14 protein-coding genes and 1 other RNA gene are annotated in these 18848 nt (G+C 72.2%); 12 read left to right on the top strand and 3 right to left on the bottom strand.

Features of this window, described 5'->3' with window-relative positions:
• Positions 1-35: 35 nt before the first annotated feature.
• From OG738_RS05400 to OG738_RS05390, 3 genes are read right to left on the bottom strand one after another with little or no spacing between them, the layout of a single operon-like run.
• On the bottom strand, positions 36-2816 hold the full coding sequence (locus OG738_RS05400; RefSeq protein ID WP_329051725.1) for an AAA family ATPase: 2781 nt from the start codon (positions 2814-2816) through the stop codon (positions 36-38).
• 31 nt (positions 2817-2847) lie between these two features.
• Entirely contained in the window at positions 2848-3351 is a 504-nt protein-coding gene (locus OG738_RS05395) for a hypothetical protein (protein WP_329051723.1), read from the bottom strand.
• Positions 3348-3926, bottom strand: coding sequence for a sigma-70 family RNA polymerase sigma factor (locus tag OG738_RS05390; RefSeq protein WP_329051721.1), 579 nt, complete (start codon positions 3924-3926; stop codon positions 3348-3350). The genes OG738_RS05395 and OG738_RS05390 overlap by 4 nt, the downstream gene beginning before the upstream one ends.
• A gap of 247 nt (positions 3927-4173) precedes the next feature.
• Here OG738_RS05390 and OG738_RS05385 point away from each other — a divergent pair, with 247 nt between their 5' ends.
• The 12 genes from OG738_RS05385 (at position 4174) to OG738_RS05330 (ending at position 18831) form a co-directional block, all read left to right on the top strand.
• A complete protein-coding gene (locus OG738_RS05385) occupies positions 4174-4836 on the top strand; it encodes a DUF4142 domain-containing protein (RefSeq protein WP_329051719.1) in 663 nt (220 codons plus the stop codon).
• Positions 4837-4844: 8 nt separating this feature from the next.
• Positions 4845-5651 (top strand): 4Fe-4S domain-containing protein, encoded by an 807-nt coding sequence (locus OG738_RS05380; protein WP_329051717.1) that lies wholly within the window; start codon positions 4845-4847, stop codon positions 5649-5651.
• Positions 5648-6898, top strand: a complete 1251-nt coding sequence (locus OG738_RS05375; protein ID WP_329051715.1) for an NAD(P)/FAD-dependent oxidoreductase — start codon at positions 5648-5650, stop codon at positions 6896-6898. Before OG738_RS05380 ends, OG738_RS05375 begins: the two co-directional genes overlap by 4 nt.
• Positions 6899-7089: 191 nt before the next feature.
• Positions 7090-7485: RNase P RNA component class A (gene rnpB, locus OG738_RS05370), an RNA gene on the top strand.
• A 97-nt stretch (positions 7486-7582) separates the two neighbouring features.
• A complete protein-coding gene (locus tag OG738_RS05365) occupies positions 7583-8440 on the top strand; it encodes an SCO6745 family protein (RefSeq protein ID WP_329051713.1) in 858 nt (285 codons plus the stop codon).
• 453 nt (positions 8441-8893) lie between these two features.
• On the top strand, positions 8894-9163 hold the full coding sequence (locus OG738_RS05360; protein WP_285999691.1) for a hypothetical protein: 270 nt from the start codon (positions 8894-8896) through the stop codon (positions 9161-9163).
• 10 nt (positions 9164-9173) lie between these two features.
• A complete protein-coding gene (locus OG738_RS05355) occupies positions 9174-9653 on the top strand; it encodes a hypothetical protein (RefSeq protein ID WP_329051706.1) in 480 nt (159 codons plus the stop codon).
• Positions 9654-9656: 3 nt separating this feature from the next.
• Positions 9657-12644, top strand: a complete 2988-nt coding sequence (locus OG738_RS05350) for an ATP-binding protein (protein ID WP_329051704.1) — start codon at positions 9657-9659, stop codon at positions 12642-12644.
• Entirely contained in the window at positions 12641-14722 is a 2082-nt protein-coding gene (locus OG738_RS05345) for a magnesium transporter (RefSeq protein ID WP_329051702.1), read from the top strand. The genes OG738_RS05350 and OG738_RS05345 overlap by 4 nt, the downstream gene beginning before the upstream one ends.
• Positions 14723-14725: 3 nt before the next feature.
• Positions 14726-15325: a hypothetical protein gene (locus tag OG738_RS05340; protein WP_329051700.1), complete on the top strand. Its 600-nt coding sequence runs from the start codon at positions 14726-14728 to the stop codon at positions 15323-15325.
• A 17-nt stretch (positions 15326-15342) separates the two neighbouring features.
• On the top strand, positions 15343-16329 hold the full coding sequence (locus OG738_RS05335; protein ID WP_442875930.1) for a C40 family peptidase: 987 nt from the start codon (positions 15343-15345) through the stop codon (positions 16327-16329).
• A gap of 120 nt (positions 16330-16449) precedes the next feature.
• Positions 16450-18831, top strand: coding sequence for a hypothetical protein (locus tag OG738_RS05330; RefSeq protein ID WP_329051697.1), 2382 nt, complete (start codon positions 16450-16452; stop codon positions 18829-18831).
• Positions 18832-18848 lie beyond the last annotated feature (17 nt).

Raw genomic sequence — 18848 nt, 5'->3', positions numbered from 1 at the left:
CAGCGCTGAACCCGTCGAAGGGCTCGCCGGGGAACTCACCCGCCGCGTTGTGACTTCGCCAGTGCGCCACCGAGTTCCGCGCGCCCCGGGATGCCGAGCTTGCGGTACGCGCCCGACAGGTGCAGCTCGACCGTCCGCCGCGTGAGGTGCAGCGCGGTCGCGATCTCCCGGTTGGTCAGGCCCTGTGCGGCCATGACGGCGATCCGGTTCTCCTGGCGCGTCAAGCCGTGCTCGTTGTCCTTGGCCGGCGTCAGCGCCCGCCGCGCCGAACGCAGCTCCTCCGCCGCGCGCCGGGCGAGCGGACGCGCTCCGCAGTGTTCGCTCAGCTCCACCGCCTGCCGCAGCGTCTCGATCGCCTTTTCGGACTGTCCGTGGCGCGCCTGCAGCGTGCCGAGCTCGGTCAGCGCCGTCGCCAGCTGGAGCCGGGCGGGGGACGCGCGAAGCGTCGTGATCGCCTTGTTCAGCGCCCGCTCGGCTTCGTCGTCTTCGCGGACGAGCCCCATCGTCGTCAGCGCCGTGCCCAGCGGCCGTGCCGCACCCCAGCGCGTCGAGGCGGTCATGTCCTCTTCGGCCAGGCGGGCCGCGTCGTCGGCCTGGGCCAGCGCCAGCGCCGCCCGCGCCGCGTGCGCGCGCCAGGGCACGAACCCCGGGAACCGCATGCCGTGGTGGGCGAGCCGTCGGCCGCAGCTGAGCAGGTCTTCGAACCCGAAGCGCGTGTATCCGGTCGCGACGCGCAGGCGGCCGCGCGCGTACAGCAGGTAGGTGTGGGTGAACAGGCCCTGGCTCGCGACGAAGTCCATCCGGTCCAGCAGCGACGTCGCCGCCTCGAACCGGCCCAGGTCCACCCAGCATTCGACGAGCTTGGCCGCGCACAGCACGCCGACCGGGCAGGTCGTCGTCCCGCCGCGCTCGTCGAAGCGGCGCAGCAGCGACTCGAAGTGGACGCTCGCCCGCTGCAGGTCGCCGCTGGCCTGCAGCGCGATCCCGCGGGCCAGCGTCGGCAGCGCGCCGTGCGGCACGTGCACGTCCCACGGCTCGCGTTCGACGTCGAGCACCCGGCACAGCCGGTCGACGTGCGCCGGCTCGTCCGCGAGCACCGCGGTGGCGAGCGTGAAGAAGTAGTGCTGCTCGAACAGCTCGCCGTCGTTGCCGGTCATCGCGTCCGCGAAGTGCCCGACGGCCTCCTTCGCCGACTCGCCGCTGCGGACGGCGTCGAGCGCCAGCAGCGCCGAGCGGCTGCGCTGCGCCGCCGGGTCGGTCAGCGGCGCCGGCTGCTCCTCGAAGTCGCGGAACTCCGGCGGCGGGCCGAGCCGGCTGCCGGCCTCGGCGAGGTAGGTCATGCAGAGCAGCGGCCACACGGCGTCCGGGCCGCCCGCGTCGAGCCGTGCGGCGATCTGGCCGGCCGCGCTGATCGCCAGCCGCGCGTCCTGGCCGCCGCAGAGCGACAGCAGCATCGCCGACGCGATGAACGCCGCCGTGTCGCGGTTGCCGATCGAGTCGACGGCCTCCCGCACGCGCTGCGCCGCGGCGGGCGGGTCGACCTGGAACTCCGCGTGCGCCAGCTGCAGCAGCACGGCCACCCGGCGCCCCGACGTCAGCCGCTCCTCCAGCGCCCGCCGCAGGTGCCGCGCGGCCAGCTCCGGCCGGCCGGAGAACACGGCGTTGCGCGCGCTCAGCCGCAGCACGTCCACGCCCCACGGGATCCGGATCGACGTCGCTTCGAGCAGGTGCGCGGCGACGCGCTCGGCCGGCGCGCCGGTCTCCGACAGCAGCTTCGCCGCCCGCGCGTGGTTGACCGCCCGCGTCGTCTTCGGCATGTCCCGCAGCACGGAGTTGCGGACGAACGGGTAGGTCAGCGTCGGCGCGTTGCTGTTGTTCAGCACGTGCAGCCGGACCATCGTGTCGATCGCCTGCAGCGCGTCGAGTTCGTCGACGCCGGCCAGCTGGGCCAGCAGGTCGAAGCCGGCGTCCTCGCCGAGGATCGCGGCCGCCTGCAGGATCGCCGGCGCGTCCGGGAACTCCTGCATCCGCGTGTGGAGCACCTGCCCGATCAGCGACGAGCCCAGCTCGTAGGGATCCGCACCCGGCAGCAGCCGCGGCCGCAGCGCCTGCAGCAGGTACGGGTTGCCGCCGGTCGCCTCGCGGCAGGCGGTGGCGAGCTCGCCCGGGGCGAGACCGAGGATCTCCGCCGCGCCCGCGTCGCCGAGGCCGTTGAGGGTGATCGTCGCCGGCGTGCAGCCCGCCATCTCCAGCAGCGCCACCTCGCGGTGCGGCGGGTGGCCGATCAGCGAGGTGAGTATGATCAACACCGGCAGGTCGAGCACGCGGTGCCGGATGTAGGCGAGGCACCGCATCGACCAGGCGTCGGCGAGGTGCACGTTGTCGATGCCGAGGAACAGCGGACCCCGCTCGGTCGCTTCGCGGACGATGCGGAAGAAGAGGTCGAGGGCTTCGCTCTCGCCGGCCGGGCCGCACAGGTCGGTGCCGGGCGGCCGCGGCGTGCCGGGCTCGTCCAGGGCGCCGGCCAGCTGGCGGGCGACCCCGCCGGAGAGGTGGCTCTCCAGCCGCGACCCGGTGGCGATCGCGACGGTGAAGCCGGCGTCCGCGGCCAGCGCGGCGGTGGCGTGCAGCGTGGCGCTCTTGCCCATGCCGAACTCGCCGACCAGCACCGCGCTCGCGGCCGTGCCGCCCAGCGCGACGGGGAACAGGCTGGTCAGGCGGCTGAGCTCGGGCTCGCGGCCGGGGAGCCGTGGGGCGGGGCGCTTCGGTACCGAAGCCCCGCTGACGGGATGCTCGGGATTTACTTCGGTATCCACCGTAAGGACTTTCATGTTGGGTTCGGGCAGACTACTGGAAACCGGCCCGCCAGGGGAGATCCCGCAGGTCACGGCCGGTACCGGCCACCACCTGAGCAGGGGAGACGATGGACGCAGCGGATGCGAACCAGATCCTCGCAGTGGCCGGCCGGGCAGCGCAGACGACGGTCAGGGCCACGCCCAGCGCGAGGAGCAGCAGCGCGCCGGTGGCCGGTCCCCGCCGGTCGGAGAACCCGGACGGCTTCCGCCGGACCGCGCCGACGCTCGGCGGCGGGTAGCTGGGGTCAGCCGCGCCGGGCCGCTGCCGGGTGGAGCCGTCGGGTGCCGCGTCGGCGGGACCGCCGGAGTCCGGGGAACCACCGCCGCCCGGCAGGTAGCCGAGCCGGGCCGCCTCCTCCAGGGCCGCGGAGACCGGGTGGAAGCCGGAAAGCAGCTCCCGGCAGCGGGCGCAGTCGCGAAGGTGCGTTTCGAACTCCTCCGCGTCGTCGAGGACACCGAGTTCGTAGGCCGCGGAGTCCCGGTGCTTGCCCCTCATCGCACCGCCACTTCCCCGAGCGCCTTCCGCAATTGCCGCATCGCCGTGTACAACCGCGATTTCACGGTTCCCTCGGGAATTCCCAGAATTGTCGCCGCCTGCCGAACGGTGTTTCCGGCGAGGTATGTCTCGGCGATGACGGACTGATATTTCTCGTCGAGTTCCGATAATGCCCGGCTAATCGTTAGTGCGGCTAACGAACTGTCCGTGCGGTCGGCTGACTCGGCGTTTTCCGGGATCTCCAGAGCGACCTCCTGCGGGCGGACCCGGCGATTCCGCCAGCCGTCGATGACGATCCTCCGCGCCACCGTGAGCAGCCAGCCGCGCAGCATTCCCGGCTCGCGTTCGAGCGTGCCGGAGTGCTGCCACGCGCGGATCATGGTCTCCTGCACGACGTCCTCGGTCCACTGCCGGTCGTGGTTGGTCAGGGCCAGTACCTGCGAAAACAGGGTGGCGCGGAAGTCCTTGTACAGCAACGGGACGAGGTCGTCTCCCGGGTCGGGGCGCACTTCGACCGCGGTCGCGGACGGGGCGTAGCCGACGTGGCCGCGACTTTCTCTGCCCAGTGCTTCCATAAAGCTCGCAACCTCACCTGACTGGCGGACCGTGGGGCCATCGGAGCGTAGCGCAAAAACACTTAATAGGCCATATGCATTAGTTTCCCTGCCCAATTAGCCGTCGCCGCTACGGTGACCGCCCACGGTGCGTTCAAATTGTGTCTTGTGATGCACGTCACAGTCACTAAAAGGTGACGGCGAGAACCGGATCACATGTTCCCCGCGTAACTCCCGATGAGGACTACTTCGCGAAGGGACAACGGGGATGCCGTTCCGATTCGTGGCCTTGCTCGCCGCCACGACCGCGCTCGTGCTCGGCTGCGTTTTCCCCGCGTCCGCCGGAGAGCTGCAGCAGACCGACCGCACCTTGCTGACGAGCCTGAAGCAGCACGCGCTGTGGGCCACGCCGGCGAGCAGGCTCGCCGCCGAGCGCGCCACCAACCAGCGCGTCCGCGCGGTCGCCGTCCGCATCGCCGACGACCAGGCCCGCCTCGACGTCGCCCTGCGCGCGGTCGCCGACCGGCTCGCCGTCACCCTCCCCGCCGAGCCCACCGAGCAGGAACGCGCGTGGGGCGCCGAGATCTCCGCCGACTCCGGCGACGCGTTCGACCACGCCTACGTCAACCGCCTGCGCGCCGAGTACGGCTCCCTCTTCACGCTCGCCTCCGACGTCCGCGCCGGCACCCGCGACGACGACGTCCGCGCGTTCGCCCAGACCGCCGTCGACACCGCGCTCGGGCACCTGACGCTCCTCGAGAGCACCGGGCTCGCCGAGACCACGTCCCTGCTCGTCTCCGCCACCGAGGACGACACCCTCGGCGGCGGGGACGTCGCGCTCGGAGCCGGCTTCGTGGCGTTCGCCGCCGTCGCCACGTTCGGCCTGCTCCGCCTGCTCGGAACCCAGCCCCAGCCGCGCACCCGGAGGTAAGCCCGCCCATGTCCCCGTCCGCCGCGCTGCTCCCGGTGTCCCCGCACGACACCGGGATCGCCGAGGCCGCCGCGCTCGCCGGCCGCCTCACCTACCTCTGCATGTGCCTCACGCTGTGCTGGGGCGTGCTCGCCGCCACCGGCTGGGTCCGCCGGTTCAGCGGCCAGGACGCGCTGCGGACCGGCCACGTCCTGCTCGCCGCGTTCACCCTCGCCACCGGCACCCTGCACGGGCTGACGTTCCTCTTCCTCGAGGACGACCCGTTCGGCGTCGCCGACCTGCTGCTCCCCTTCTACGACGGCGTCCCGCGGCACGCGCTGGGCATCGCGGGCCTCGAGCTCGTCATCGCCGTGTCGATCACGGCCGGCCTGCGCCGCGGCGCGCGCGAAGGCCGGTGGCTGCGCTTCCACCAGCTCGGCTACCTCGCCATCGGGCTGCTCGCGGTGCACGCCTGGCTCGGCGCCGTCTCGAGCGGGCACCTGGCGGTCGTCTGGCTGGCCGGGATCACGCTGCTCGTGCCGCCGGTGCTGCTGTCGGCCCTGCGGGTGCTGCCCGCGTCGGCGCTCGTCCGGGCCGGGCTGATCGAGCCCGAGCCGGCCGACCCGGACGTCGCCGCGCTGCGCGTCGACGTCGACAGCCACCGCTGCCACTCCTACGGCGTCTGCCAGTCCGAGGCGCCCGGAGTCTTCCAGCTCGGCCACGACGGCCAGCTGGAGTACGAGAAACGGCCGGGGGCCGGGGAAACGCCGAACGTCCGCGCGGCCGCGCGCGCCTGTCCCATGAGAGCCATCCACCTGTTGGGAGCCACCCGATGAGCGAACGCATCGTCATCGCCGGAGCCGGCCTCGCCGGCCTGCGTGCCGCCGAACGGCTGCGCGAGCTCGGGTTCGACGGCGAAGTCGTCGTCTTCGGCGCCGAGCCCGACATCGCCTACCACCGTCCCGCGCTGTCCAAGAGCCTGCTGACCGGCGCGGTCAGCCGGGCCCAGACCCTGCTCGCCGACCCGCTCGAAGTCGACGCCGAGTGGTACTTCGACACCCCGGTCACGGCGTTGTCGCCGCACCGGCAGGTCGTCCACGTCGACGGCGAGGAGCTCCGCTACGACGGCCTGATCATCGCCACCGGCGTCGAACCCCGGCGGATGCCCGGCGCGCCGCACGGCCACCCGCGGGTCGTCGTCGTCCGGACCCTGTCCGACACGACGGCCCTGCAGCGCGCGCTGGCGACCAGCGCCGGCCCGGTCGCCGTCATCGGGGACGGCTTCATCGGCTGCGAAGTCGCTTCGAGCCTGCGCGAGATGGACCGCGACGTCGTCCTCATCGGCCGGTCGCGGGCGCTGCTGGCCGACGTTCTCGGCCCCGACATCGGCGACTGGCTCACCGCGCTGCACACCGCCCGCGGCGTCCGGCTGGAGCTCGGCACCACCATCCGCCGGTGGCGGCCGGGCACCACGTCGGTCGGCCTGGAGTTCGCCGACGGCCGGGCCATCGACGTCGCCTGCGTCGTGGTCGCCGTCGGCAGCGTCCCGGCGGTGTCCTGGCTGCGCGGGGCGAAGCTGCCCCTCGACGACGGCGTCGTCTGCGGGCCGACGTGCCACGTCCTCGGCTCGGACACGATCGTCGCGGCCGGCGACGTCGCCCGCTGGCCCAACCTCCGCTACGACGGCACGCCCCGGCGCGACGAGCACTGGCTCAACGCGGTGGAGATGAGCCGCGCGGCGGCCGAGAACCTCCTCGCCGGCCCTTCGGGTTCGCCGGCGTACACACCGGTGCCGAGGTACTGGTCCGAACAGCACGGCGTCCGGATCCAGGTCGCGGGCCGCCCCATGCTCGGCACCGACACGGTGCTGCTGGAGTCGCCGGTGGCGGGCACCCGCCCGATCACCGGCTTCGTCTCGGGCGGCAGGCTGGTCGGGCTCATCGGCCTCGACAGCCCCGCGGCGGTCCTGCACTGGACGGCCGAGCTGGCCCGCCAGCACCCGGCGCCGTCGGTGGTCCCGCCCCAGCGGCCGCCGGAACCCGAGCGCCCCCGCCACCACAGCCGCGCGGGAGCCGGGTACTGACGCTCCTGCCGGTCGTGAGTGGGAAACCGGGTAAGAACACTGTTTCTCACTCACGACCAGCCGCCGCGGACCGCTTGGTCGCCGCGTCCGGCCGCGTGACCGCAGAGCGGCCGCCCTCGGGTGCCGGAGCCGCCGCCCCGCCACCACAGCCGGGCGGCGATCGGGCGCTGGGCTACCATCTGGTCCGCGGACGAGCTGGCAGGGCGGTCGCGGGCCGGGGTGACCCGGTCCGAGGAAAGTCCGGACTCCACAGGGCAGGGTGGTTGCTAACGGCAACCCGGGGTGACCCGCGGGAAAGTGCCACAGAAAACAGACCGCCACGGCCCGCGAGGGCCGGGGTAAGGGTGAAACGGTGGTGTAAGAGACCACCAGCGTGCCGGGTGACCGGGACGGCTGGGTAAACCCCACCCGGAGCAAGGCCAAGAGGGAGCGCGAGCTCCTGCGCAGGCGTTCGAGGACGGCCCGTCCGAGCCTGCGGGTAGGCCGCTCGAGCCTGCCGGCGACGGCAGGCCTAGATGGATGGCCGCCGCCCCGCGAGCCGTGAGGCGACCGGGGAACAGGATCCGGCTTACATGCCGGCTCGTCCGCCTCCGCGCGGGCTGAAGGGCACCTTCCGCACGCCCGGTGCGAGGAAAGTGCCCTTCGGCTCGTCCACTGGCGGTTACTCGGTAGTAGGGTGCCGCTATGGCGGGTGACGAGAAGCGGTTCAAGTCGGCCTTCGATTCCTTGCACGCTCTGGCGTACTTCGCGCCGGAGGTGGACCAGGCCCTCACCGGCATCGGGCTGCGGCCGGGCCGGATGCCGTACTTCGCCGGTCGCTCGGCGGCCATGGGCGCGGTCGGGCCCGAGGTCGTCGCCGCCACCTTCTACAACTTCAACCCCGAGGTCGTCGCGCGCGTGATCCCGCGCGCCTGGACCCTCGCGACGCCGGAGCAGGTGCTGGAAGCCCGGCTCGACGGCGTCGACCAGGCCCTGACCCGCCTCCTCGGCGAAGGCGAGCTCAAGAGCGACCAGGTCGCCGAGGTCGCCGAGCTCGCCCGCGAGGCCACCGCCGGCTGCACCACCGAAGGCCGTCCCCTCTACGCCGCGCACGCCGGGCTGGACTGGCCCGAGCCGCCGCACCTCGCGCTCTGGCACGCCATCACGCTGCTGCGCGAGCACCGTGGCGACGGCCACATCGCCGCCCTCGTCCTCAACCGCCTGAGCGGCGTGGAAGCCCTCGTCACCCACGTGGCCACCGGCGTCGGGTTCACCGTCGACGCGGCCAAGCGGACGCGCGGCTGGAGCGACGAGCAGTGGGCCGCCGCCGAGCAGGGCCTGCGCGAGCGCGGGCTCCTCGACGGCGAAGGGGCGCTCACCGACGAAGGCGTCGCTGTCCGTGACCGCGTCGAGACGGCCACCGAAGTCGCCGCGCGCGGGCCGTGGGACCACCTGGGGCCGGAGAAGCTGGCCCGGCTGGAGGAGCTCGGCCGGGACCTCACCCGCCGCGTGGTTGCCGCCGGCGCGTTCCCGAAGGGCGTTTTCGCCCAGCGCCGCGCCTGAGGTGCAAGATCACGCTATGTAGTGAAAACCGTGTGAGGTTTTGAGCGCCGTGTGACGGACAGCGCGGACCGGCAAGATCGACATGGCCGCCGACCGGCGGGAGCACGGTCACAGAGCGGACTCGCGGGACGCGGCCGTTCGGGTCATGTCACACTGTGCCAGGCCGCACAACGGCCGCGGTTCCAGTACCCACAGTGAGCAAATCCCGGGCAATGGGGTGAGTTCGTCAGCACACTGAGAATGATGGGTGCCCGGGCTTTGACCCGAGGGCCCTTGCCGCGATGATGGTGGGCGTGGAGTTTTCGTGTGCCGTCCGCGCCACACCGGTTGACAACGCAGCCGTCATCTACGCAGAGCGCTTTGACCACTACCCCTCGTAGCCCCCATGATGTTGTTCGAAACACCGCCTGAGCCAGAGCCGCGCGGGCCCCACCGCGCACCGGGAGTATCGCGATGATGACCTTGACCACCCTCGACACGCTGGCCGCCGGCGGCCAACTGGGCACCGGAAACGTGCGCCAGTGGTTGCTCGACAACGTCATCCCCCTGGTGCTGCTGGCCGTCGCACTCCTGCTCCTCTGGCTGGGCGGCGGCAAGGGCGACAACGCCGGTGTCATGCGGCGGCTCGCCGGCGTGGTCATCGCGCTCGCCATCATCGGTCTCGCGGTCAGCGGCGCGGGCGTGAACGTGGGCCAGTGGATCGCCGGCCTGTTCACCGGCTGAGGCGGCGGGCGTGCGCATCAGAACCGACGACGAGGTCTACCGGGTCGACGCCGTGTGGCTCGGCCCGCCGAAAGCGACTTTTCCCTGGAGAGCCCGGTACGTCGCCTGGCTCATCGGCATCCCGACGTTCTTCGTCGTCCTCGGCGTCGAACGCTGGGCGGGGTGGAGCTTCGGGTTCTTTTCGACGGCGTGGGGGTTCATCGCCACCATCGTGATCACCCGGCTGTTCACGGCCAAGATCAGCCACGAGCGCCCGCTCGGCGCCGTGGTCGCGATGGCGGGGCGGGAGCTCAACACCCCGAGAGAACGGACCACGGGCACGGGCGGCGCCGTCAGCGCCAGCCGCGTCCGCGTGCGGGCCGAGCGCCCGCTGCCGAAGCACCGCCGCAGGCGGCAGTACCAGCACCACGGCGAGCCGCCGGGTGCTGTGGTCCAGGGAACACCACGAGCGCGCCGGAGCCGCGGCACCGCGGCACGGGCCGGGAGGTAGTCGTTGTTCGGTCGCGGCGGTAGCCGAGGAAAACGGGGTCGGGACGCACACTCGGGCGCATGGCAGCCGCCCGAGCAGGTCCGCGCGCCGCAGACCGGTTCGGGGACCGGCAACGGCCGTCGCCTGACCGGAGAGCAGGCGATTCCCGCGTATACCCCGTCGATCGCGGTGCGAAGCATCGACGGGCACCTGGTGCGCACGGGCTACGAGGTCTACGCCTGGTACCGGCTGGCGCCGCAGCGCTGGTCGTTCCGCTCGGACTCCCAGCGGCGCGACCTCGTCGCGGCCATCGCCGGCCAGTACGCCGAGCTGCAGGGCCGCTGGCTGCACCTGCGCGTGACGAACCGGCCGTACCCGATCCGGATGTGGGCCGAGGCGCACGTCTACAACGCCCACGGCCGCCCGGGCGACGTCCCGGGTGCGCTGTCGTTCGACGACTACCTGATCGGCGAGCAGCAGCAGCTGATGGGCCGCTCGATGGCCGAAAAAGAGGTCTACCTGGGCGTCCAGGTGCAGACCCGGCGGATGGTCGACCGCGCGGTCGAGCGGGCCGCGCCGGTGCTGCGCAAGATCCTGCCCGAGGCCGTCGACGCCGAGCTGGCCGCGCTGGACTCCGAGGTCGAGCACCTCGACCAGGTCATCGGCAGCGCGGGCCTGGAAGGCCGTCCGGTGCACGCCGAGGAGATGTCCTGGCTGATGCACCGCTCGTGCTCACTCGGCCTGCCCGCGCCGCGGAACATGCCCGCCGTGCCGGGCGCGGCCTGGGAGCCGGAGGACCTGGCCAGCTTCACCGACGCCGCCGACTACTACGCCGACCCGTACGCGCCGACCGTGACCGTCCGCGGCCGCACCGGCTCCAACGCCGGCGTCTCGCGGCACCTGGCCATCCTGACCGTCGGGCAGATGCACGGCCTGCAGATCCCCGAGGTCGACGACCCGTGGATCCAGCACGCCGACCGGCTGCCGGCCGCGGTCGAGGTGTCCGCGCGCATCTACGTCCGGCGCCCGGAAGAGGTCGCCGGCGAGCTGCAGCGCCAGATGAACAAGGTGCGTTCCCAGGTCAAGCACTACACCGACGAGCACGAGCTGGAACCGCCGCAGTCGCTCAACCGGCAGGCCGGGCGCGTGCTGGAGATCGACGACGAGATGACGTCGGGCTTCACCGCGCTCGCCACCCGCGTCCGCTCCTGGTGGCGGCTGGCGGTGTCCGGCCCGACCGAGCGCGACGCGCTGCGCCTGGCCCAGCAGCTGCTGGACCTGTACAAGCCGAAGATCGCCATCGAGCACCCCGAGGCCCAGTACGCGCTGGCCCGGGAGTTCATCCCGGGCGAGCCGCTGGCGTCGGCGGCGTACATGCGCCGCGGCTCGGTGGTCTGGGCGTCCTCGGCGGTCCCGACGGCGACCGCGGAGGTCGGCGACCGCCGCGGCATCCTGCTCGGCGAGACGTGCACGGCGACCCGGCGCCCGGTGGCCTGGGACCCGTGGATGGCCCAGGAGATCCGCGACGGATCCGGCCTGACCGCGATGGTCGCCGGCCTGGGTGGTGGCAAGTCGTTCCTCGGCGGCGGCATCGTCTACAAGACGCTGCGCGCGGGGGCGAACTGGACGATCCTCGACCCGTCCGGCCCGCTGTCGCGGCTGTGCGACCTGCCGGAGCTGCGCCCGTACGCGCGGCCGATCAACCTGCTCAACGCCCAGCCGGGGATCCTGAACCCGTACCGGGTGGTCGCCGAGCCGCTGATCGAGCACTTCATGGACGAGGACGACCCCGAGCGCTCCTGGCGCCGCGAGAAAGCCCTTGCCGGCGCGACGCGACGGCGTCTGGTGCTCGACGTCCTGAGCGGTGTGCTGCCGTACGAGGTCTCGCGGATGGCCCAGACCCGGATCGTGCTGCTGCGCGCGGTCCGCACCGTCGGTGGCCGGTTCGACGCCGATCCCGGGCAGGTGATCGATGCGCTGCGGCGGGATTCGAGCGAGCACCATGAGCACGCGGGCGTCGTCGCGGACTTCCTCGACGAGATGCGCGAGCGGATGGCGCTGCTCATCCCGGAGACCGACGCGGACCCGTACGCGGAGACCCGCGACGACCGGCTGACCGTCCTGACGATGGCGGGCCTGACCCTGCCGAAGGACGGCGTCCCCCGCGAGTACTGGACGGACGCGGAGTCCCTCGGCGTCGAGATGCTGAACCTGGCGGCGTGGCTGACTCAGCGGTCGGTGTACGAAAAGCCCAAGGAGATGCGCAAGGGCGTCTGGATCGACGAGGCGTTCTTCCTGTCCGAGGTGCCGACCGGGCGTGTCCTGATGAACCGCTTCGCGCGTGACTCGCGCAAGTGGAACGTCCGGGTCCTGCTCTCGTCCCAGATCCCCGCGGACTTCCTGAAGATCCAGGGGTTCGTGGCCCTGCTGGACTCGGTGTTCGTGGGCCGCTTGGACGACGACGACGCCCAGGCGGACGCTCTGCGTCTGCTGAAGGTGCCGGTCGGCGTCGGGTACGAGCAAGTCGTCGCGGCTTTGGGGCGTCGTCCCGGAGCGCAGCGAAGCGGCCTGGAGCGCGACGTCGAGCCCCGGCAGTTCATCTTCGGCGACGGCGCGGGCGGGGTCGAGCGCATCCGCGTCGACTTCTCCGGACCGCACCTGGACCACCTCCGCGCGGTCATGGACACGACACCGGGTTCGAAGGACGCGGCGCCTTCGCGACGTCCGGGGAACGAGCTGGCGCTGCCGGGCACGCCGGAGGAGAAGAAGCCGTACGTCGCGGTCCCACCCGAGGACGACATCGAGCTGGAGCAGGACTTCGAGCTGGCGGCGGAACTGGAGGTCGGCCTGGCCGACGAGAACCTCCTGGGCGCCCCGGACCCCCTGGCGTCCGAGACAGGCGAGGTCGAGGGCGGCGTCTCCCCGAACGGCAGCGTCTCCCCGAACGGCAACGGCGGGCAGTCGCACGCCCGCACGGGCGGAAAGGGCGGCACCGGCCGGGACGCCGCATGAACACGGTGCTGACGCTGGCGGTCCTGCTGACGTTGGCCGCGGGGTGGCACTCGCTCAAGCGGCGGATCAAGGAAGGCCCGCGGTCGGCCAGGCGCACGCCGGGACGCAAGGCGACGATGTTCGCCGTCATGCTCGTGTTCGGCCTGCAGGCGATCGCGACCGCTCCGGCGGCGAGCGCGGCGGCCTGTGGCGAAGCACCGAACCCCGAACGCCCGGGCGCGGGCATGGTCGGCGCGATCGATCCCGCCGAAGGCCACGGCGAAGCGGGCAGCCCGTACGTCGACTACAGCTACGCCGGATTCGTCTGGAACACCTTCGAGACGAACTGTTCCGGGCTGAACCTCACCCCGGCTGGGTCCACTTTGGACACTTGGGGTGGCAACCAGCTGTTCAACCTGGGCAAGAACATCGTCGGCGCGACGAACTCCCTGCACTACACCGTGCTCGAGGGTGGCCTGCTCAACCCGCTGTACAGCGCGGTGAAATCCGGTGCCGAGAAGGTCTACAACAACATCTACGCCCAGCTGTTCGGGCTGGTCGCGCTCGTCATGTCGATCATGCTGTTCCGCAACATCTGGCGCGGCGACCTCGCCGCGGTCAGCAAACGGGCGCTGTACGCGCTGGCCGGCGTCTGGCTGGCGGCGTCGTCGCTGGCGATGCTGCGGTACTTCGACCCGATCGACAAGGCGATCGTCCAGACCACGACGAACATCCAGGCGGGATTCGTCGACGACTCGAACGACCGCGTCATCCGGCACATCCTGCCGACGAACCTGCACAACGAAATCGTCTACAAGAACTGGCTGCGCGGGGAGTTCGGCACGCCGACGGCGCCGCAGGCCGACCAGTTCGGCCGCCCGCTCCTGGACGCTCAGGCGTTCACGTGGGCGCAGCTGCGCAACGGCGACGACGGCAACCAGTCCGTCATCGACGGCAAGAAGAACGCCTACAAGGACATCTCCACCAAGCTCGGCCCCGCCACCGGCTACTTCACCGGCGAGGCCGGCGGCCGCACCGGCGCCGGGTTCCTCTCCCTCGGCCAGGCCCTCGTCTACTCACTCTTCCAGCTCCTGGCCAAGGCAAGCGTCCTCCTCGCCCAGGTCCTCATCCGCCTCTTCGCGCTCACCGCGCCGCTGATCGGGCTCATCGCCCTGCTGCACCCGGAGATCCTGCGCCGCGTGCTCAAGGTCGCCGGCGGGGTGGCCTTCAACCTCGTCGTGCTCTCGGTGCTCGCCGGGGTGCACGCGTTGCTGCTGCAAGCCATCTTCGACGCCGGGAACTCGCTGAACATGCTCACGCAGATGGTCCTCGCCGGGCTCATCACCGTGCTGCTGTTCATGGTCGGGCGCCCGGTGCGGCGACTGTGGCAGATGGTCGAGATGTCCGTCAGCATGGTCGGCGCCGCCGTACCGTCGCCGGGCGGCGGGATCTTCTCGCGGTTCCGGCGCGGCAAGAGTGGCCCGACGCCGCAGGACGAGTTCTGGCAGAACGTGCGCGACACCGACGACGTCGTCGACGGCGAGCAGCGCGGCCCGCTCGGCGCGACCGCCGGTGGGGGCCGGTTCCGGCCGGAAGCCACGATCTTCGCCAACGCCCAGCGGCTCGACAACGGCTCCCATGCCTCTCGTCCGGCCGCGGCCTGGTCCGGTGCCTGGCCGGGCGCCATCGGCGGTGGTTCGGCGGGCGCGCTGCCCGCGGGCGGCCGCCCCGGCTCGCCGGTGTTCGGGCAGTACAACCCCGCCAACGGCGACCCCGGCGAGTACGTCGTCGTCGGGGCCGGCGGCCGTCCGACCATGCGCGAGGAAAGCCGCCGCGTCGACACCTCCCCGGTGGCCGACCGGCGCTGGAGCGACGAGCCGGAGCCCGTCGTCGTGCCGTCCGACCTGCGCACGCCCGAGTCCGGCTTCAGCGACTACGCGCCGCAGGACGTGCCGCGGACGCCTGGTGTCCGGGCGCAACCGCGGCGCGTCGACCCCGAAGTCGTCGCGGGCAAGCCGGTCTTCGTGCTCTACCGGCCGTCGCGCGGCATCGAAGTCCGCGAAGAACCGCGTGACACCGACCAAGTGATGGGGCGGTGACCGATGCCGATCCGCACCAACCGCGGCCGCGCCGCGGTCTACCGCCGCCTGTGGGGCTGGCCGCTGCGTTCGCCCCGGCACCTGATGGGGACGCTGGTGTTCCTGGCGATCCTGGTCACCGCGCTCGGCATCGTGCTGCCGAAGGCGGTCGGCAAACCGCAGGCCAAGGCCTCGCCCACCATCGGGACGACCACCTCCGTCACCGCGACCCCGCCGGGCGTCGCGGCGCCGGTGCCGACGTCGAACCTGCCGACCCGGCTGTCCGCGCCGCTGGCGACACCGACGACGGCCGAGCCGAACGGGGACGCCCTCCGCGTCGCCAAGGAGTGGGCCGCCGCCTGGGTCGACCACCCGGCCGGGATCACTTCCGAGCAGTGGCTGGCCAAGCTCAAGCCGTACACCACCGAGGAGTACCTGCCGGTGATGGCGTCGGTCGACCCGGCGAACATCCCGGCGACGAAGGTCACCGGTGAGCCCGTCGTCGGGACGTCCTACACCAGCTCGGTGCAGCTGACGATCCCCACCGACGGGCCGAAGCTCGCCATCACGGTCGTCAACACCAACGCCGGCTGGCGCGTCGCCGACTACGACCAGGCGAGCTGACCGTGCGGCGGCTGGGGGTGTGGCTGGGGCTGGTCGTGTTCGTCGCGATCGGCGCACTGGTCGTCACCGCCGTCGCCGCCAAGGTCGTCATCGACAACCAGCAGGCCCAGGCCCGGGGCGTGTCGCTGATGAGCTGCGACGCCTCGGTCGGCCCGACCCAGCCCGGCCAGGGCGAGCGCGGCACGGTCGACGCGTCGAAGCTCGACGACGAGCAGAAGGGGACCGTCGCGCTGATCATCACGATCGGCAAGCAGCGGTCGCTGGCGCCGCGCGCCTGGCAGGTCGCGATCCAGGCCGGGATGACCGAGTCCGGGCTGCACAACCTCACCTACGGCGACCGCGACTCCCTCGGCATCTTCCAGATGCGCCCGACGATGGGCTGGGGCTCGGTGGCGCAGGTCACCGACCCGACGTACGAGGTCAACAAGTTCTACGACGTGCTGCTCGCGGTGCCGGACTGGGAGAACAAGCGCCCGGGCGACGCCGCGCAGGCCGTCGAGCGCTCGGGGTTCCCGGACCGCTACCACAAGTGGGAGCCGATGGCGGCGACGCTGGTGGAGAACGTCGGCCAGGTCGTCGACGTCGTCGCCTGCGGCACCGGACTGGGGCAGCTGCTGCCGCCCAGCCAGGCCGCCGGGAAGGCGATCAGCTTCGCGCTGGGCGAACAGGGCAAGCCGTACGTGTGGGGCGCCACGGGCCCGGATTCCTACGACTGCTCGGGCCTGATGCTGCGGGCGTACGAGTCGGCCGGGATCATCCTGCCCCGGGTCTCGCGCGACCAGTACCACGCGGGCGCGCTGCTGCCGGTGCGCGAGGCGCAGCCCGGTGACCTGCTGTTCCTCGCCACGGATCCGTCGAACCCGGACACGATCCACCACGTGATGATGTACCTCGGCGACGGCAAGGTCGTCGAGGCGCAGCAGACCGGCGTCCCGGTGCACACCCGGCCGTTCTCGTTCGACGAGGCCGAAGTGGTGCCGCAGGCCGTCCGTCCCGGCGTTTAGCATGGGCTGAAGGCCTCGGCACGACCGAGGCCGGCGGATTCGGCCGACAGCGGAATCGATTCACCCGACGTCGCGGCGCTTCCACGAGCAGGTGGCCGCGTACTGGCAGAGGATGAGCACGTGGGACGGAAATTCGGCAGGCGAGGCAAGCCCGGCGCGGGCGAGCCCCAGGACCCGGCGTCGCTGTTCGGCGCGCCCCAGCCGCCCCGGCAGTCGGCACGTCCCGCGTCCAGCACGCCGCTGTTCGACCAGCTGAGCCAGGGTTACCCGGGCGTGGACGCGGGGTACGTGGTGCTGCCCCGGTCGCTGGCGGAGGGGATGTCGCTGCCGTGGCAGCAGCAGATGGCGGCGCTGCTGGCCCAGTTCCACGCCGAGCACGCGTCGCTGGCCTGGCCGATCTACCGGGTGGTGCCGTCCCGGTACGAGAAGCTGGCGGACCTCGACGAGGAGCAGCTCGCGGAGGCGGGCTACCTGGTGGAGATGGACGCGGACGGCGAGATGGTCTACCGCGAGCGAAGCGGCCGGAAGGTCGACGACCCGGAGAACACGTCGGTGCTGGTGTCGTGCCTGGACCCGATCCCGAGGCCCGCGGCGCGTCCGGCACCGCCACCGCCCGGTGCCCCGCCTGGCCAGGCCCCGGCCCCGATGAACATCGGCCCGGCCCCGGTGTGGCGCACGGTGCCGCGCCCGCCGGCGGCGCAGTCGCTACCGGAGCAGCAGGTGCCGCCGGGTTGGTCGGCTTCGGGGTCGACCTCGACGTGGAGCCAGGAGGTTCCGGCTTGGGGACGTCAGCCGTCGGAGACGGACCTACCGGGGCCGGCGAAGGCACCCCGCCATGCGGCTCCGGAGGCGTCTGGCCTGGGGCCGGGCCCGGCGCAGGTCGATCCACCGGAGGCGACTCTGCCGTCGCCCGAGGGGCTTGAGCCTGCTGCGGCCGAAGAGGCGACGTCGGCCTCGGAGGTGGTTGAGTCGCGGTCGGAACAACAGCCCGCGGAGGCGATCCAGCCTGAGTCGGCTGCGCCTAGTGAGCACGCTGCGGATCAGCCCGAAACTGCTTTGCCGGATGAGGCTGGTGCGCTCGCGCCGGAGGAGCCGAAGTCGGGGGAGGTCGACGGGCAGGTGTCGGTTGAGCCGAAGTCGGGGGAGGTCGACGGGCAGGTGTCGGTTGAGCCGAAGCCGCGGGATGCTGGTCAGCCCGAAACGGCTGTGTCGGAGTCCGTCGAGCACGAGCCGGATGCGTCGGGCCTTCCGGCAGAGGCACGCGTACCGCCGCCACTCGCCGGGGACCAGCCTTCAGCCGGGCAAGAGACCGGTGCCACAGAGACTGCCAGCGCTCCGGTGCCGGTGTCGCCTGCTCAGCAACAACAGCCGATTCTGTCCGAATTGCCTGCCGCGGAGCAGGCGCAAACGCCCGAGCCGCAGGCACCTACCGAGCAGCAACGCCCTGCCGCACCTGAGGCGACTGCTGTGCAGCAGCAGTCTGCTGACTCGCAACCGCCCGTGCAGCAGCAACCGGCGGCTCCGCCGCAGTCGCAGGTCGCGGCTTCGCAGCAGCCGGCTGATTCGCAGTCGGCGGCTGTGCCGCAATCGCCGTCGTCGGCTGGTGCCGAGCGGCAACTTCCTGGTTCGCAGGCGGTTACTCCGCAACCGTCGGAGGATGCTCAGCAGCAGGCGCCGGGTCCGCAGCAGCCGCCAGGCGTGCCGCATGCGCCGGTCGTTGCTGAGCCACATCCGCCTGTCGCTCCGCAGGCGCCGGTCCAGCAGCAACCGCCCGCTACGCGACCGCCGCAACAGCAGCCCATTGGCCAACAGCAGCCAGCGGCAGCTCAGCAGCCGGCCGGCTCCCAGCCTGCCCAGCAGCCGCCGCAAGCTGGCCCGCAGATGCCGGGCGAGCAGCCGTCTGCCGGATCCCAGCCTGCCCAGCAGCAACCTGTTGGCTCGCAGTCAGCCAACCAGCCCTCAACCGGGTCTCAGCCAGCCCGGCAGTCGCCGCAAACCAGCCCGCAGACGCCGGGCCAGCAGCCGTCTGCCGGATCCCAGCAGCAGCCCGTTGGCTCCCAGTCAACCCACCAACCGTCTGCCGGATCCCAGCCTGCCCCACAGCCGCCAACTGGCACTCAGCCAGCCCAGCCGCAGGCTCAGCAACCGGCCGCCGCAAGCAATCCGCCCGGGGCCCCCACCCAGCCCAGCCGCTCCAAGCCGGTCTTTCCCGGCCCGGAATCCACCCCCCAGCCGTTCCCCGCCCGCCACGCGGCTCCGGCACGTCCCGTCTTCCCGGGCCCCGGCACCATGCCACCGGTCCCGCCCACCGCGACCCCCGTTTTCCCCGGTCGCGAGACCGCCCTCCCACAACCCAGTCGCCAAGAACCACCCACTCCGCCCCGCGGCACTCCGCGCGGCTGGTTCGACGAGTTCCCCGAGCAACAGAACGAACCCGACGAAAACCAGGACTTCGGTCCCACCGGGCAGCCGACCGAGATCCCCTATCGGTACAAGCGCTGACAGCCGGGCCGGAGGGT

The sequence above is a fragment of the Amycolatopsis sp. NBC_01488 genome (assembly GCF_036227105.1).
GTDB lineage: Bacteria > Actinomycetota > Actinomycetes > Mycobacteriales > Pseudonocardiaceae > Amycolatopsis.
This window is presented reverse-complemented; position numbering and strand designations above follow the sequence as displayed.

Bases quoted from the DNA above. Each gene is read 5' to 3' on its own strand.
- OG738_RS05395 (WP_329051723.1), bottom strand. From the start codon at position 3,351: ATGAGGGGCAAGCACCGGGACTCCGCGGCCTACGAACTCGGTGTCCTC.
- OG738_RS05390 (WP_329051721.1), bottom strand. From the start codon at position 3,926: ATGGAAGCACTGGGCAGAGAAAGTCGCGGCCACGTCGGCTACGCCCCG.
- OG738_RS05385 (WP_329051719.1), top strand. From the start codon at position 4,174: ATGCCGTTCCGATTCGTGGCCTTGCTCGCCGCCACGACCGCGCTCGTG.
- OG738_RS05380 (WP_329051717.1), top strand. From the start codon at position 4,845: ATGTCCCCGTCCGCCGCGCTGCTCCCGGTGTCCCCGCACGACACCGGG.
- OG738_RS05375 (WP_329051715.1), top strand. From the start codon at position 5,648: ATGAGCGAACGCATCGTCATCGCCGGAGCCGGCCTCGCCGGCCTGCGT.
- OG738_RS05365 (WP_329051713.1), top strand. From the start codon at position 7,583: ATGGCGGGTGACGAGAAGCGGTTCAAGTCGGCCTTCGATTCCTTGCAC.
- OG738_RS05360 (WP_285999691.1), top strand. From the start codon at position 8,894: ATGATGACCTTGACCACCCTCGACACGCTGGCCGCCGGCGGCCAACTG.
- OG738_RS05345 (WP_329051702.1), top strand. From the start codon at position 12,641: ATGAACACGGTGCTGACGCTGGCGGTCCTGCTGACGTTGGCCGCGGGG.
- OG738_RS05340 (WP_329051700.1), top strand. From the start codon at position 14,726: ATGCCGATCCGCACCAACCGCGGCCGCGCCGCGGTCTACCGCCGCCTG.